The organism is Tunturiibacter gelidiferens (genome assembly GCF_051013345.1).
In the GTDB taxonomy this organism is placed as follows: Bacteria; Acidobacteriota; Terriglobia; order Terriglobales; family Acidobacteriaceae; genus Edaphobacter; species Edaphobacter gelidiferens_A.
This window is the reverse complement of sequence record NZ_CP132939.1, coordinates 5,091,674-5,105,529: the sequence shown is the minus strand read 5'-3', so window position 1 is coordinate 5,105,529 and position 13,856 is coordinate 5,091,674. Positions and strand designations below refer to the sequence as shown.

The 13,856-nt window shown below is 57.5% G+C and carries 15 protein-coding genes and 1 pseudogene; 12 read left to right on the top strand and 4 right to left on the bottom strand.

Going from position 1 to position 13,856, the window contains the following annotated elements; translation table 11 throughout:
• A complete protein-coding gene (locus RBB80_RS25650; RefSeq protein ID WP_433965112.1) occupies positions 1-495 on the top strand; it encodes a hypothetical protein in 495 nt (164 codons plus the stop codon).
• A 52-nt stretch (positions 496-547) separates the two neighbouring features.
• On the opposite strand, the gene RBB80_RS25645 is transcribed toward RBB80_RS25650, so the two are convergent.
• Positions 548-1,891 (bottom strand): zinc dependent phospholipase C family protein, encoded by a 1,344-nt coding sequence (locus RBB80_RS25645; protein WP_433965111.1) that lies wholly within the window; start codon positions 1,889-1,891, stop codon positions 548-550.
• A 58-nt stretch (positions 1,892-1,949) separates the two neighbouring features.
• On the opposite strand from RBB80_RS25645, the gene RBB80_RS25640 reads away from it, so the two are divergent.
• Positions 1,950-2,483 (top strand): TlpA disulfide reductase family protein, encoded by a 534-nt coding sequence (locus RBB80_RS25640; RefSeq protein ID WP_433965110.1) that lies wholly within the window; start codon positions 1,950-1,952, stop codon positions 2,481-2,483.
• A gap of 267 nt (positions 2,484-2,750) precedes the next feature.
• Positions 2,751-3,410: a cysteine hydrolase gene (locus RBB80_RS25635; protein ID WP_353071113.1), complete on the top strand. Its 660-nt coding sequence runs from the start codon at positions 2,751-2,753 to the stop codon at positions 3,408-3,410.
• 46 nt (positions 3,411-3,456) lie between these two features.
• On the opposite strand, the gene RBB80_RS25630 is transcribed toward RBB80_RS25635, so the two are convergent.
• On the bottom strand, positions 3,457-3,933 hold the full coding sequence (locus RBB80_RS25630; RefSeq protein WP_433965109.1) for an SRPBCC domain-containing protein: 477 nt from the start codon (positions 3,931-3,933) through the stop codon (positions 3,457-3,459).
• A gap of 198 nt (positions 3,934-4,131) precedes the next feature.
• Between RBB80_RS25630 and RBB80_RS25625 the strand changes: the two genes are divergently transcribed.
• Positions 4,132-4,308 (top strand): hypothetical protein, encoded by a 177-nt coding sequence (locus RBB80_RS25625; protein ID WP_433965108.1) that lies wholly within the window; start codon positions 4,132-4,134, stop codon positions 4,306-4,308.
• A gap of 2 nt (positions 4,309-4,310) precedes the next feature.
• Here RBB80_RS25625 and RBB80_RS25620 read toward each other — a convergent pair whose 3' ends face one another.
• Complete coding sequence (locus tag RBB80_RS25620) at positions 4,311-4,922, bottom strand: D-sedoheptulose-7-phosphate isomerase (RefSeq protein ID WP_433965107.1); 612 nt, start codon at positions 4,920-4,922, stop codon at positions 4,311-4,313.
• 205 nt (positions 4,923-5,127) lie between these two features.
• Positions 5,128-5,487, bottom strand: a complete 360-nt coding sequence (locus RBB80_RS25615; protein ID WP_433965106.1) for a cupin domain-containing protein — start codon at positions 5,485-5,487, stop codon at positions 5,128-5,130.
• 329 nt (positions 5,488-5,816) lie between these two features.
• Between RBB80_RS25615 and RBB80_RS25610 the strand changes: the two genes are divergently transcribed.
• From RBB80_RS25610 to RBB80_RS25575, 8 genes and pseudogenes are all read left to right on the top strand, one after another.
• A complete protein-coding gene (locus RBB80_RS25610) occupies positions 5,817-7,184 on the top strand; it encodes an ammonium transporter (protein ID WP_433969870.1) in 1,368 nt (455 codons plus the stop codon).
• A 43-nt stretch (positions 7,185-7,227) separates the two neighbouring features.
• On the top strand, positions 7,228-7,566 hold the full coding sequence (locus RBB80_RS25605; protein WP_183788559.1) for a P-II family nitrogen regulator: 339 nt from the start codon (positions 7,228-7,230) through the stop codon (positions 7,564-7,566).
• A gap of 91 nt (positions 7,567-7,657) precedes the next feature.
• Positions 7,658-8,866 (top strand): nucleotidyltransferase domain-containing protein, encoded by a 1,209-nt coding sequence (locus tag RBB80_RS25600; RefSeq protein ID WP_433965105.1) that lies wholly within the window; start codon positions 7,658-7,660, stop codon positions 8,864-8,866.
• Positions 8,867-8,904: 38 nt separating this feature from the next.
• The gene (locus RBB80_RS25595) at positions 8,905-10,302 is read left to right on the top strand and encodes an HD domain-containing protein (RefSeq protein ID WP_433965104.1); all 1,398 of its coding nucleotides are present in this window, start codon (positions 8,905-8,907) and stop codon (positions 10,300-10,302) included.
• A gap of 165 nt (positions 10,303-10,467) precedes the next feature.
• A pseudogene (locus tag RBB80_RS25590) lies at positions 10,468-11,084 on the top strand (NADH-quinone oxidoreductase subunit B).
• On the top strand, positions 10,982-11,293 hold the full coding sequence (locus tag RBB80_RS25585) for a hypothetical protein (protein WP_433970099.1): 312 nt from the start codon (positions 10,982-10,984) through the stop codon (positions 11,291-11,293). The pseudogene RBB80_RS25590 and the gene RBB80_RS25585 overlap by 103 nt, the downstream one beginning before the upstream one ends.
• A gap of 14 nt (positions 11,294-11,307) precedes the next feature.
• Complete coding sequence (locus RBB80_RS25580; protein WP_433965103.1) at positions 11,308-12,939, top strand: OmpA family protein; 1,632 nt, start codon at positions 11,308-11,310, stop codon at positions 12,937-12,939.
• Between the two features lie 114 nt (positions 12,940-13,053).
• Positions 13,054-13,854, top strand: coding sequence for a WD40/YVTN/BNR-like repeat-containing protein (locus RBB80_RS25575; protein WP_433965102.1), 801 nt, complete (start codon positions 13,054-13,056; stop codon positions 13,852-13,854).
• Positions 13,855-13,856: the final 2 nt, after the last annotated feature.

Here is a 13,856-nt window from a genome sequence, read left to right as displayed (position 1 = left end):
ATGAAGCTTATAAATGGGCTGTTGATAGGTACGGTTGTTTTGGGGACGTTGGGTGCACTGGGCCAGGCTCCCGCCGATGCGAATACAGGACGGCCGACGACCGAGGACGATATTGCGGTTTTGCGGCAGGATATTCAGGCGGATAAGACTGAGATTATCACTCGCAGTATGCAGTTCACGGACGACCAATCGAAGGCCTTCTGGCCGGTGTACCGCAACTACGCGCATGATCAGCAGGTCATTGGGGATCAGCGGGTATCGTTGATCAAAGACTATGCGGCGAACTATGACCATTTAGACGACACCCAGGCGCAGTCTTATATTGAGCGGGCGTTGAAGTTCGATGAGGACACCCTGAAACTGCGGAAGAGTTACGTTTCGAAGTTCGAGAAGGCGATCGGAGCGAAGCAGACCGCAAAGTTCTATCAGGTGGACAACCGTTTGAGTCTGCTGGTGAGTGTGCAGCTGGCAGCTTTGTTGCCGATTATTAAATGACGCGATCGGGAAGATAGAAGGTTCCTGCTTCTTGATAGGCCGCTTGTACAGGCTAGTCTGCGTCCAGGATTCCATCAGGGATGGGGTCAAGGACGCCGATGGTCTTCATGGTGTCGAGGGTCTTTAGATTGGCCTGGACTGCGGACCACTTCGCCTGGTCCTTTTTTGTCTCGATGGGGGACTGCGGGTCGGCGTAGTAGGCGATGAGGTCGTGTTTGAGCTGGAAGGGGACCACGTTCTCAGAGTTCTTGGTAATCATGGCTAGAAGCTTTGCGTAGGTTATGTCGGTGAGGCGGTAGCCGCCGGGTCGAATGACTTCGCCGGTATCGAGGTCGCGGTTGGCGATGTAGCGATCGATGGTGTCGTAGTTGGTGAGGACCAGACGCATGGCCTTGATGGATCGGTTCAAACTTTTGATATAGAGGTCTTCGGTTTGTTCCGTTGGGCCTTTGATGGCGAGGAGTTTGAGGGTGCCGACTTTGGGCAGGATGAAGATAAAGCCTGCATAGAGGTGGCTGCGGAAGCCGGGGTTCTTGCGGTAGGCCTCCCAGTTGTTGTCGGCCGAAGCCTGGCGGAGATCGGTTGCGAGCGCGTTGAGGTCGGGACTGGGAGTGTCCGCGGGAAAGTTCTTTTTGTGAAGAAGGGTTTCGGCACGGGCGATGTTGGGGAGAAAGCGGCGGACGGCGTAACGGTAGACGCGGATCGAGGTATCTTTGGAGCCGATGATGTCGGGGAGACGAAGGCCGTACGTCTCGAAGAAGGCCTTGCGGAGGAGAGTCATGGGGACTTCGAGGCCTACGAATTTGGTGTAGTCGGTGGGAGCAAAGCGACTCTTGCTCAGCTGGTTGATGTCGAAGGCGAACTCTGTCTGGACGTGGGCGTGGGGGTTCTCGGCGTAATTCACCGAGCGACCGTATCTCTGCTCGAGCTTGGGGAACTCGATGGGGACAGATTCGTTGACGGCGTATTTGTGGCCGATGTTGTCGCCGATGTAATGGGAGAGGGATCCGATCGCGAACGCCAGTTCATCGGGCGTGTGGGCGTTGTGGATAAGAGAGAGGACGAAGTCGCCGGCGCGGACGTAATGGGTGAGGTCGGAGAAGAAGGCGTTGCCGAAGGGATAGTAGCCGAAGTCCTGGATGGCGCTGCCACCGTAGGCATAGGCGTGCGCTTCCTGTAGCTGGGCTTCGGTGAGGGTTGGGAATTTTCTGAGTAGGAGGGGCCGAATGGACTGCTTCCAGGCCAGGTCGATGATCTCCTGATGGGTCTGCACGGAGTAGGGAACGGCGGGTATCGCCGTGAGAAACAGAGCCGCGAGGGTTATTGTTTTGAACAGGATGGTACGGCGTTGAGCGGGAATGATAGTTGATCCCTTCTGACTGTCGTCCTTCAGCATCTCTGACACTGTACATAATGGATGAGTGGAGGAAAGAGTTAGTTGGCTGAGGGAGTGGATGATGCAGTCGAAGTGGATACGATTAGGGGTTGGAGTGATTGCGTTCGCGGTGCTGAGTTGGGCGTGGTATTTTGCCACAGGGAAGTCGGGCGGAATTGCATCAATGGTTGATAGAAGGGCGATGCCGGAGCTGGTGATGACACAGCTCGATGGCGGCACGTGGCGAATGGCGGAGCATCGTGGCCAAGTAGTGCTGGTGAACTATTGGGCGAGCTGGTGCGGACCGTGCTGGGAGGAGACGCCGGGGTTGATTCGATTGTCGAAGGAGCTGGGGCCGCAGGGACTGGCGGTGGTGGGAGTAGCCGTCGATGAAGGTGGAACGGCAAAGGTGAAGAAGTTTGTTGAGGAGTTTCATGTGCCGTATCCTGTGGCACTGCCGGAGTTGGGATCGCAGATGGCCTATGGGATGGCGGGGGTGCCGACGACGGTGTTGGTGGATCGGCAGGGGCGGGTGGCGAAGACTTATGTTGGGGCGGTGAGGCAGGGGGATTTCAAGAAGGACGTGGAGGAGTTATTGGAAGAGGGAAGGTAGAGTTCAGACGAAGTTGTCTGGCCGATGGGCTGATTGACGGATAGCCCGGCTACAGCGGAATGCGATGCTTTTCATCATTCATGAGCCAATAAAGCATAATGTGGCAAGACCGCCGGAGAAATGCGACCTGACCAGATCGGCACGATTCGACGTGATCATCGATTCTTATTAAGGGCCCGAAACAAATCCTTATTTTAGTGGACAACGTGACACGATTTGATTCGTGGCTGGCGTCCGAAGGATATCTCGCATTGAGAGGGGAGACCTATGAACTTCGACAAGAACGACACTGCAGTAGTCTTTATCGATCCTCAGAATGACGTGTTGAGTGAAAAGGGCCTGAGTTGGCCACTGCTCCACGAAAGCCTTAAGGAAAACAACACGATTGAGAATATGGAGCGCATCTTCAAGGCGGCGAAGGCATATGGATACGAGGTTTTCATCTCTCCTCATTATTTTTATCCCACCGACAAAGGGTGGAAGTTCAATGGTCCCCTGGAGACCGACGAGGTTGTTCATAACGAGTTCGGTCGCAAAGGTGTCTTGACTCTCGATGGCTTTGAGGGATCCGGTGCAGACTGGCTGGAGCGATTCAAGCCCTATATCGAGGATGGCAAAACCATCGTAGTTTCGCCGCACCGAGTATGGGGGCCGGAGAGCAATGATCTCGTTTTGCAGCTACGCAAACGGAGGATCAGCAAGATTATTCTTGGCGGAATGCTGGCCAACATGTGCGTCGAATCTCACCTTCGCGAGTTGGTCGAACAAGGCTTCGAGGTCGCCGTCGTGAAAGATGCTACGGCAGGGCCAAAGCATCCGGAGTGGGGCTATGGCTATACGGCGGCACTCATTAATTATGCGTTTATTGCGCACGCGGTCCCTACAACAGAGGAGGCGGTTAAGGCGATGGAGCGCGGTCCGCAGTAGGGCACACCTTTATCGATCCTGAGTCGCCTGCATCATTCGACGAAGTTCAGTAGGCGCCTTTGCGGATGTTGATGCCGTACTCGAGGAAGGCTTTGAGGGCGCAGCTCATCTGGGTCCATCCCTGGCAGTTCTCATAGGAGCCGTCGAGTCCTGCCTGCGTCTCGCGCCAGCCGGATTCGATGACGCGGACGAGGGTGCTGCTTGGGTCAAGCTGCTCGAAGGTTAGTTCGATGGTGGTTTTGTAACCGGCGGAAGTCGGCAGCTTGTTGAGGAGAAGATCGACCTTTTCGTGGGCGTCCCACTCGAGGATGATCTGTTTGCCGGGTACAACTTTTTTGACGGAGACGGGGACGTCGCCGGGGAAGTCGGCGAAGTGCCAGATGACGCTGGTGCCTTCGTCGAGGGGGGCGCTGGCTCCGCCGGTGGTGAAGTAGGCGCTGAGGTTGGTGGGGTTGTAGACGGCGTCGAAGACCTCGGCGACGGGCTTTTGAATCTTGGTCTGGACTTGAAATTTGAGTTGCATGGGCTGGTTCACCTCGCGATGGATAGGCGATGTTTATATGTTATGTTTTTATAACATGTCAAGAAAAGATTCTCAGGGTGCGGTTTTCAAGGCGCTGGCCGATGACCGGAGGCGGCAGATTCTGGATCTGTTGAAGGATGGTCCGAGGACGACGGGGAGCTTTGCGCGCACTTCAAGAAGGTCGATCGGTGCACGGTGATGCAGCATCTTGGAGTCTTGGAGGGAGCTGGGCTGGTGATTGCGAAGAGGGAGGGGCGATTGCGATGGAACTATTTGAATGTGGTTCCCGTGCAGGAGATCTATGACCGCTGGATCAGCCGGTTTGCGCGACCTTCGGTGGAGTTACTGACGCGGTTGAAGCGGGATTTGGAGTAGAACTATTCGCTGAGAATCTGGGGCTTGTGGTCCAGTTCGTGGCCGAAGGCGAAGCGCTCGACGAGCATGCAGAAGATGTGCTCGAGGGCGAGGTGGGACTCCTGGATGTTCTGGGTGATGGCGGACGGGATGACGATGTTGTAGTCGCAGAGGGGGCGCATCTTTCCTCCGCCTGCGCCGGTGAGGCCGATGGTGGGAATGGCGATGAGTTTGGCCTGCGTGATGGCGCGGAGGATGTTCTTCGAGTTGCCGGAGGTGGAGATGGCGAGGAAGACGTCGCCGGGTTGGGCGAGTGCTTCGAGTTGGCGGGAGAAGAGATGGTCGAAGCCGTAGTCGTTGCCGGCAGCGGTGAGGATGGATGTGTCGGTGGTGAGGGCGATGGCGCGGAGGGCGGGGCGGTTGACGGTGAGGCGGACGACGAACTCGGCTACGAGATGCTGGGCGTCGGCTGCGGAGCCACCGTTGCCGGCGACCAGGAGCTTGTGGCCGGACTGCATGGCATCGGCGGTGAGTTTGGCGATGGAGACCAGGGTTTCGGAAATAGCTTCATCGGCGAGGACGGCTTGCAGGGTGGCGATGGACTGAGCGAGTTGCTTTTGGACCAGTTGCTTCATGAAGTCTCCGATGCGCGTTGAAAGCTGATCAAGGGTACGGGATTGGTGGGGAAGATGTCGAAGATGGAGTCTGGACGAGTTGGGCTGATTCCGACGAAGAGAAAATACGGGCTCTCTCCACTTCGCGACTCACGATGAGACTGTGAGTCGCTTCGGTCGAGATGACGATTTGTTCGTTGTAACCGGTGGAGTCGTTCGCAGAGCTTTATCGGCGGAGGTAGCTGTCGTCTTTGTCGATCCAGTCCTGGCGGGGTGGGGCGAAGATGTCGAAGTCAATGGTGTCTTCGAGGGCGGTGGCGGAGTGAGGAAGGTTTCCAGGGATGACGAGAACTTCGCCTGCTTTGACGGTGTGCGAGGTGCCGTCGTCGTAGTCAAAGCGGAGAGCGCCTTCGGTGATGAAGGTGATCTGCTCGTTGGGATGGGAGTGACGGGGGACGATGCAGCCTTTTGCGAGTACGACACGGGCGAACATGGCGAGGCTGCCGGTGACGAACTGGCGGGTGAGGAGGGGGTTGAGTTGCTCGGGTTCGATTTCATTCCAGCGATGGAGAGTTGCGGTTGACATGGTGAGCGCCTTTCGGAGAGTGGTGGCTGCAGGGGTGACGGCTGCGGGAGGAATTTCTCGCTTTGTGTTGCGCGCCGCCTTGTGTAGAGTAAAGCGAACCGGAGCGGTGCAGAGGTGCTTCGCTTCTTTTGTCGTCTGAAGATTTGTGTCGTAGGTTGCCAGAGTGGCGAATTGACGGCGTATCTCTTCTCTCCTGCTACTTCGTTTATTTTGAAATGACTAACTTTGAAACGGGTGATTGAACCATGCGTCTTCCAGTGGCGAAGGTGTTTCTGGCTTTTCTGTTTGCGCTGATTGTCGGTGGATCGGTAGTGGGTGGATCGCGGGTGATGGCGCAGAGTTCAGCTTCCGCGGCTTCGACTGCTGGTATGAGCCAGACCGACAGGATTGCGGCGCTGGAGAAGCAGAACGCCGATAATGCTGCACTGATCGCGGCGGCGCAGACCTCGGGGGATAACGCCTGGATGCTGGTTTCGGCGGCACTGGTGCTGATGATGAGCGGGCCTGGGCTGGCGCTGTTCTATGGCGGGTTGGTGCGTAAGAAGAATATTCTCGGCACGATGATGCAGACCTTCGCGATGATGGCTGTGATCACGGTGCTTTGGGCGTTTGTGACGTATTCGCTGGCATTTGGTGAGGGAAATGCGTTTATCGGCGGGTTGCACAATGTGTTCCTGCGCGGTGTAGGGCTGGCACCGGATGTGAAGTATGCGGCCACGATTCCGCTGCAGACGTTCATGGTGTATCAGCTGATGTTTGCGATTATTACGCCGGCGCTGATCACGGGTGCATTTGCGGAGCGGATGAAGTTTTCGGCGATGCTGGTGTTCATGGTGCTGTGGGCGGTGGTTGTTTATAGCCCGATGGCGCATATGGTCTGGGGCAAGGGCGGGTTGCTGAATGCTTCGCTGGGCGGACGGTTTCCTTGTCTGGACTTTGCGGGTGGGACGGTGGTGCATGTGACCTCGGGGGTTTCGGCGCTGGTGACGGCGCTCTATCTGGGCAAGAGGCTGGGGTATCCGAAGGTGCCGATGCCGCCGCACTCGGTGGTGCTCAGTTTCATTGGGGCTTGTTTGCTCTGGGTGGGTTGGTTCGGATTCAATGCGGGGTCGGCGTTGAGCTCGGGCACGCTGGCTACCTCGGCGTTTGTGGCGACGCACTTTGGCGCGGCGGCTGCGGCGATTGGGTGGAGCCTGGCGGAGTGGATTCGTCAGGGGAAGCCTTCGGCGCTGGGAGCGATCTCTGGCGCGGTGGCTGGATTGGTGGCGATTACTCCGGCTTCGGGGTTTGTTACGCCGATGTCTGCGCTTTGGATCGGGCTGATCGCCGGCGTGTTCTGCTATTTGATGGTCGTGAGGGTTAAGGCGGCGTTTGGGTATGACGATTCGCTGGATGCGTTCGGCGTGCATGGAGCGGGCGGGACGATGGGCGCGATTCTGACCGGCGTCTTTGCCAACAGCGTGATCAATCCTATCTTTGGAGTTGGCAAGGCGACGGGGCTTCTCGAAGGAAATGCACACCAGTTGCTGAACCAGATGGTTGGCGTGGCAATTGCCTGGAGTCTTTCGATTGTGGGAACGCTGGTGATTCTGTTTATCGTCGATAAATTGATCGGGCTTAGAGTGAGTGAAGATGCAGAGCGCGAGGGACTCGATCTTTCGCAGCACGGCGAAGAAGGATACGATTGGGCGCACTAAAGTTTCGGCGTTAGAACGATCGGCTCGAGAGGAAGATACAGATATGCAGAAGATTGAAGCGGTGATTCAGCCGTCGAAGCTGGACGCGGTGAAGGATGCACTGGTGGAGATTGGCGTTGAGGGGATGACGATCACCGAGGCTCGAGGGCACGGGCGGCAGAAGGGGCATACTGAGTTCTACCGCGGGCGCGAGTACTCGGTTGATCTGCTGCCGAAGGTGAAGCTTGAGGTGGTGGTGACGGACGAGATGCTGGATAAGGCGATTCTGGCGATTACAGGCGCGGCTCGGACGGGGACGATTGGGGATGGAAAGATCTTCATCTCGAAGATCGATGAGGCGATTCGAATTCGTAATGATGAGCGTGGAGAGATCGCGCTCTAGTAATTCGGGCCAGATGAATGTGGTTGTCGCCTTGGCCGTATGGGACGGGCACGGCTGTCTGTATGCGTAAAGTTCTTCGAGCAAAATAGCCATGCAGGGAACTGAATACCCAGGAAGGTTAGGGCGCGGGGTCTACCAGCGGAAGATGCTGGAGATTCGTGGCGCGTTTGAGGCGGGAGGCGCTTCGGGGGCGGTGACGATTGCGGCGCGGGCTGCGGCGTTGGACGAGTTGGTTCGTGGTTTGTGGGAGCAGGCGGTTGAGCATGATTCGCGGTTGGGCAACGGAATCTCTCTGGTGGCGGTTGGCGGGTATGGGCGGAGCGAGCCGTTTCCTTACTCGGACGTGGACCTGCTCTTCCTGTTGGACGGGAAGCTGACGGAGAAAGACGTCAAAGACGCTATTCGGCGAGTGAACCAGGAGATGTGGGACAGCGGGATTCGGGTGTCGCCTGTGACGCGGAAGCTGACGGAGTGTGAGAAGTTCGACCCGGAGAATGCAGAGTTTGCCTTGTCGTTGATGGAACATCGCTGGGTGACCGGGGATGCAACGCTCTATGACAAGCTGTCGGAACAGAGCGTGCCGAAGCTGCTGCATCGGGAGCACAAGGCGATAACGGTTCGTCTGCTGGAGCTGACTCGGGCGCGTCATGCGAAGTACGGAGATACGCTGTTTCATCTGGAGCCGAACATTAAAGACTGTCCCGGTGGACTGCGGGATGTGCACGTGTGCGGTTGGCTGACGAAGCTGGGTGCGGTGGCAGCGTTGGCGCAGAAGAAGGGCGGCACCCAGGCCGATGGCGGGCCGGTCGCCGACGCCAAGGAGTTTCGTAAAGCGGTGGATTTTCTTTGGCTGGTGCGTTGTTTTCTGCACTATCGGCACGAACGGGACGACAACACGCTCGATTGGCAGGCGCAGGATGCGGCCGCTGAAACCGCCGTGGGAATGACGGGTCGCAAGCCGAAGGAGACGGATGCGGCGTATTGGATGCGGCTCTATTTTAGACATGCGCGCAGCGTGGAACGGCAGATGACTCAGATGGTGGAGGACGCTCCCAGGGCTCCTTCCCTGCGGATGCTTGGATTGAAACGCGAGCGAAAGGTGGAGGTGGTTCAGCATGGGTTCCGCCTGGAACGGGGCCGGGTAGTGCTTGAGACTCCGGCCGAGTTCGGTCATGATCCGGCGGAGGATCCGGATGTTGTGCTGCAGGTGTTTGCGACGATGGCGCGGGTAGGGGTGACGCTGGGGGAGATGCGGAAGAGCGGCTGTCGCAGGGGCTGCCGCTGCTGTCGGCGCAGCTAGAGGAGGGGCCGGCGCTGTGGCATCATCTGCAGGGGATCTTGAAAGGGGCTTACGCCGGCGATGCGCTGCGGTCGATGCATGCTCTGGGTGTGCTGGAGCTGCTGATCCCTGAGTTCCATGGGATCGATGCGCTGGTGATTCGGGATGCGTATCACCGCTACACGGTCGATGAACACACGTTTGTGCTGATCGATACGCTGCATGGACTTGAGAGTGCGCAAACGGGCGGGATGGCGGAGTGGGCGACTCGGTTTGGTGGAGTGCTGCGGGAGCTCCCGCACCCTGAGCTTCTGTACCTTGCTGCGTTGCTGCATGACACCGGCAAAGGACGAAGCACGGGCGATCATACGCGGGAGAGTGCGCGGATGGCTGAGAGTGTCCTCGAGCGGCTGAATTTAGATACGTATGAGAGCGGGCTGGTGGTGAATTTGATCGCGAATCACCTGGAGATGTCGGCTGCGCTGCGGAGAGATATCTTTGACGAAGAGACGGTGCGGGCTTTCGCGGGGAAGATGCAAACGCCTGAGGCTCTCAGGATGCTGACGCTGTTTACCTATGCAGATATTAATGCAGTGCACCCGGATGCGTTGACGCCGTGGAAGGCTGAGAATCTCTGGCGGCTCTTTATTGCCACGGCGAATTATCTGGACCGAAGCGTGGATGAGGAGCGGTTGGGGGCTCAGGAGGAGAGCGAGCTGGTGCATCGCGTGGTGGCGCTTCTGCCCGGGCAGAAAGCCGCGGTGCTGGAGTATCTGGAGGGCTTTCCGGAGCGCTACGTGCTGACGAGGACTGCGGAGCAGGTGCGGACGCACTTCAAGATGGCGATGGGTTTTGCGAGCGACCAGGTGCAGCTTGATTTTCGGTATGCGACTACCGTAAGTGAGCTGACGCTGGTGACCCGCGACCGGCCGCAGCTGTTTGCGACGATGGCTGGGGTGCTCGCGGCCTGGGGAATGAATATCGTTACTGCAGACGCGTTTTCGAATCGGCAGGGCGTGGTCGTGGATACGTTCCGGTTTACAGACAGCTTTCGGACGCTGGAGATGAATGCCTCCGAGCACGAGACGTTCGTGAAGAGCGTGCATGATGTGATGACGGGGGCGCTGTCGGTAGAGAAGCTGCTGAGCGGGCGGCGGAGAGGGAGGCGAAAGGCGCCGTTGGTGGTGGTGGAGACCCGGGTGGAGTTCGACGATGAGGCTTCGTCGCACAGTACGCTGCTGGAGGTGGTGGCGCAGGATACGACCGGACTGTTGAGAGCGCTGAGCCTGACACTGGCGGCACAGGGCTGCAATATAGAGGTAGCGTTGGTGGATACGGAAGGGGAGACGGCTATCGACGTTTTTTACCTGACGCGAAGCGGGGTAAAGCTGGACAAAGACGAGGAAGAGGTGCTGCATGAGGCTCTGTTGCGGGCCATGGAGGAGAACGCGCGCTAGGTTTTGGGAAGGGGTTCAACGCTTTGGACGCCCAATCTCAATCTAAAGCAACCGGGCGAGAGATGCAGCGCATCTCAGACGCGAACTTCAATTTGCTCGCCGATAGGTACATCGACACGCTGAAATAAGCTATGCGGCGATTGTTTAGGGTTTTATATTAGAGACATGAGCACTACTACCAGCGACAACACAAGTAACGGCCGCCCGACAGTCACTCCGCAAAGGAATGATCGCTACCTCTTCGGCAACCTGGAGAGCTCCGGTAAGAACCACGAGAAGGTAACCGAGGTGAGCTGGGGAGACGAGCAGCCGGAGGGGATTGTGCTGGCTTCGATGGACGCAGCGATCAACTGGGTGCGCAAGAACTCGATCTGGCCGATGACCTTTGGGCTGGCGTGCTGCGCGATCGAGATGATGTCGATGGGCGGGTCGCGGTACGACATTGCGCGGTTCGGCGCAGAGGTCTTTCGACCGTCGCCTCGGCAGAGCGACCTTATGATTATTGCGGGTCGGGTCTCGCAGAAGATGGCGCCGGTGATTCGACGGCTGTACGAACAGATGCCGGAGCCAAAATGGGTGATCTCGATGGGGGCGTGCGCGACCTCGGGTGGGGTTTTCAATAACTATGCTCTCCTGCAGGGGTTAACCAAGTGATTCCGGTGGATGTGTACGTTCCCGGGTGTCCTCCGCGGCCAGAGCAGCTGCTGTACGCCATCACGCTCTTGCAGGAAAAGATCCAGCAGGAACGTGGATCTATGCGAAAAACGCTGAATTTGAGTTAATGCATCAAGAAAAGTGCAGTTACTGGATGGGTTCACCCTTCCCAGCGAAAGGACGTTTAGTCTTTCTCGCTGGTAACCTATTGAAAATAGTGTTGTCGAAGAGTATTTTTTTACCGGATGCATTAGCAACTGAAGTAAGCTGTAGAGAATCGAACCAACAAAACGACCCCGTAGATGATATGAAGGCTCGTAAAAACGCAACATTTTGAGTGGAGGAACTCGAATGGTTTATCGCCCGTTTCGTAGTACACGCCGGTACGTACTGGCTGCATGTGCAGTCAGTCTCGGAGTTGCCAGTCTTAGCGCGCAGACTCCTAGCACAGCCGCCCCGGTGGGGCCGAACCCTTCACGCGTCGACGTATTCCTTGGGTATTCGTACTTTGGGGCTCACGGTCAGGTGAAGCCAGCGGGCATTAATTACTCGTCGATCGATCTGGGTGCGATTGGCAGTGGCGCGTACTACTTCAACAAGTATGTTGGTGGCGAATTGGTCTTCGCGGCTCATCCGGACGGCAAGAATGATGGTCTATACACGGCATCAGCTGGACCGATCTTCCGCGCCCCGCTGCAGAACTTCACTCTGTTCGCGCACGGTTTGGCTGGAGGCGCCCGGTTGGGTGGCCCGAACTCTGATAGCGGTGGATATCACAATCCATACCAATGGGGACCTACTCTAACGGTTGGTGGCGGTATGGACTACGATCTGCCGTTTTTCAACAACAGGTTTTCCCTTCGCCTCTTTGAAGCGGATTATAAGTACGTCCATGCAAGCTACGGCCCACCGGTTGCGCCCCCGACAGGTGGTGCTATCGGCGGACGCGCGAACCTGAACGGAGCTGAAGTGAGCACAGGCATCGTAGCTCACTTTGGCCATATCATTCCTCCTCCGCCGGTGACCTACTCCTGCGCGGTCTCTCCTGCGACGGTCTTTCCTGGCGATCCTATTACGGTCACAGGAACCCCGCTGAACCTGAATCCAAAGAAGACGGCGACCTACAGCTGGACTGCTGATGGCGGCACGATCTCGGGAACTTCGACGACAGCCAACATCGACACGAAGTCTGCGAATCCCGGCACCTACACGGTGAAGGGCCATGTGACCGAAGGTCCGAAACCCGGAGAGATGGCGGACTGCTCGGCCAGCTACACGGTGAAGGCGTTTGAGCCGCCGACCTTGAGCTGCTCGGCCAATCCTTCAACGGTTGCCCCGGGAGACTCCGCAACAATTACGGCAAGCGGAGTAAGCCCACAGAATCGTCCTCTGACGTATAGCTATAGCTCGTCGGCTGGAACTGTCTCAGGGAACGGCTCGACCGCGACGCTGACCACGACTGGAGCAGCACCTGGCACGATCACAGTGACCTGCAACGTGGTTGACGATAAGGGGCAGACAGCCTCTGCGACCACCACTGTGACGGTCAATGCGCCGCCGCCGCCGCCAGCACCGACAACCAGCCAGCTGTGCTCGATCAACTTCGATCGCGACAAGCGGCGCCCGGCCCGTGTTGATAACGAAGCCAAGGCCTGCCTGGACGATATCGCTCTCAACCTGCAGCGCACATCCGATGCGAAGCTGGCTGTGGTTGGCGATAAGGACAGCGCCGAGAAGAACGGTGACAAGCTCGCTGCAGAGCGTGCTGTCAACGCCAAGGCCTACCTGGTAACGGAGAAGGGTATTGACGCCGGACGTGTCTCGGTCTACACCGGTTCTGAAAACGGTAAGATGGTGACGACGACGTTGATTCCTGCCGGCTCAACCCTGAGCACAACCGGCATAACCCCCGTGGACGAAAGCGCAGTAACCGCCAAGCCACGGACCGCGCCAGCCACGCGTCACCACAAGAAGCAGCAGTAACGATTAGCCGTAGACGTGCACAAAAGCTGACTGGGAATCTTCCCAGTCAGCTTTTGTGTTATAGACATCCTTTCGCGTAAGTTCGATAATTCTCTACAGACTGGAACCCCTCCCTTGATCAGATTTCTTCGTTTCCCCGTCACATTCGTAGCCTTATTGGTCGTTCTATCGTGCCTTCACCTACATGCGGCAAGCTGGCTGCCGTACGGTCCGGATGGAGGGGATGCGCGGGCATTCGCGATCGATCCACATGATCACTCTCATCTATATCTGGGCACAGCAACGGGCTGGATGTATGAGTCGCGAAATGGCGGCGGCGATTGGAAGCGGCTCTCGTGGATCGGCAAGCGGGACGATCTTGTGCTGGACTCCATTGTGGTCAGCGGTGCTGATTCGAAGCAGATCGTAGTGGGTGCCTGGGTGCTTGGCAGTCCGGACGGCGGAATATTTCTCAGCAAAGATGGCGGGGCAACGTGGGAGACCGTCAGCGATATGCAAGGTCAGTCCATTCGCGCGCTTACTCCTTCTCCCTCCGATCCGAAGCTTCTCGTGGCTGGCACGTTGAAGGGAGTCTACCAATCCACCGATGGCGGCCAACGCTGGAAGCTGATTAGTCCTGCTGGAAGCCAGGAACTGCACGAGGTCGAATCTATTGCAATCGATCCAGTGGATCCGCAGATTATCTATGCAGGGACGTGGCATCTTCCGTGGAAGACAGTCGATGGTGGACGGCATTGGGCCAACATCAAACAGGGCGTTATCGATGACTCGGACGTCTTTTCGATCATCGTGGATCCAAAGGACCCGAAGACCGTGTATGCGAGTGCATGTTCGGGAATTTATAAGAGCCAGACCGCTGGACAGGTCTTTCAGAAGATCCAGGGAATTCCTCAACGGCGCGCAGAACGCGTGTAGTT

Coding starts and splice junctions, on each gene's coding strand:
- RBB80_RS25640 (WP_433965110.1), top strand. CDS start 1,950: ATGATGCAGTCGAAGTGGATACGATTAGGGGTTGGAGTGATTGCGTTC.
- RBB80_RS25620 (WP_433965107.1), bottom strand. CDS start 4,922: ATGAAGCAACTGGTCCAAAAGCAACTCGCTCAGTCCATCGCCACCCTG.
- RBB80_RS25580 (WP_433965103.1), top strand. CDS start 11,308: ATGGTTTATCGCCCGTTTCGTAGTACACGCCGGTACGTACTGGCTGCA.
- RBB80_RS25610 (WP_433969870.1), top strand. CDS start 5,817: ATGGCGCAGAGTTCAGCTTCCGCGGCTTCGACTGCTGGTATGAGCCAG.
- RBB80_RS25650 (WP_433965112.1), top strand. CDS start 1: ATGAAGCTTATAAATGGGCTGTTGATAGGTACGGTTGTTTTGGGGACG.
- RBB80_RS25645 (WP_433965111.1), bottom strand. CDS start 1,891: ATGCTGAAGGACGACAGTCAGAAGGGATCAACTATCATTCCCGCTCAA.
- RBB80_RS25600 (WP_433965105.1), top strand. CDS start 7,658: ATGCAGGGAACTGAATACCCAGGAAGGTTAGGGCGCGGGGTCTACCAG.
- RBB80_RS25615 (WP_433965106.1), bottom strand. CDS start 5,487: ATGTCAACCGCAACTCTCCATCGCTGGAATGAAATCGAACCCGAGCAA.
- RBB80_RS25625 (WP_433965108.1), top strand. CDS start 4,132: ATGCAGCATCTTGGAGTCTTGGAGGGAGCTGGGCTGGTGATTGCGAAG.
- RBB80_RS25630 (WP_433965109.1), bottom strand. CDS start 3,933: ATGCAACTCAAATTTCAAGTCCAGACCAAGATTCAAAAGCCCGTCGCC.
- RBB80_RS25605 (WP_183788559.1), top strand. CDS start 7,228: ATGCAGAAGATTGAAGCGGTGATTCAGCCGTCGAAGCTGGACGCGGTG.
- RBB80_RS25635 (WP_353071113.1), top strand. CDS start 2,751: ATGAACTTCGACAAGAACGACACTGCAGTAGTCTTTATCGATCCTCAG.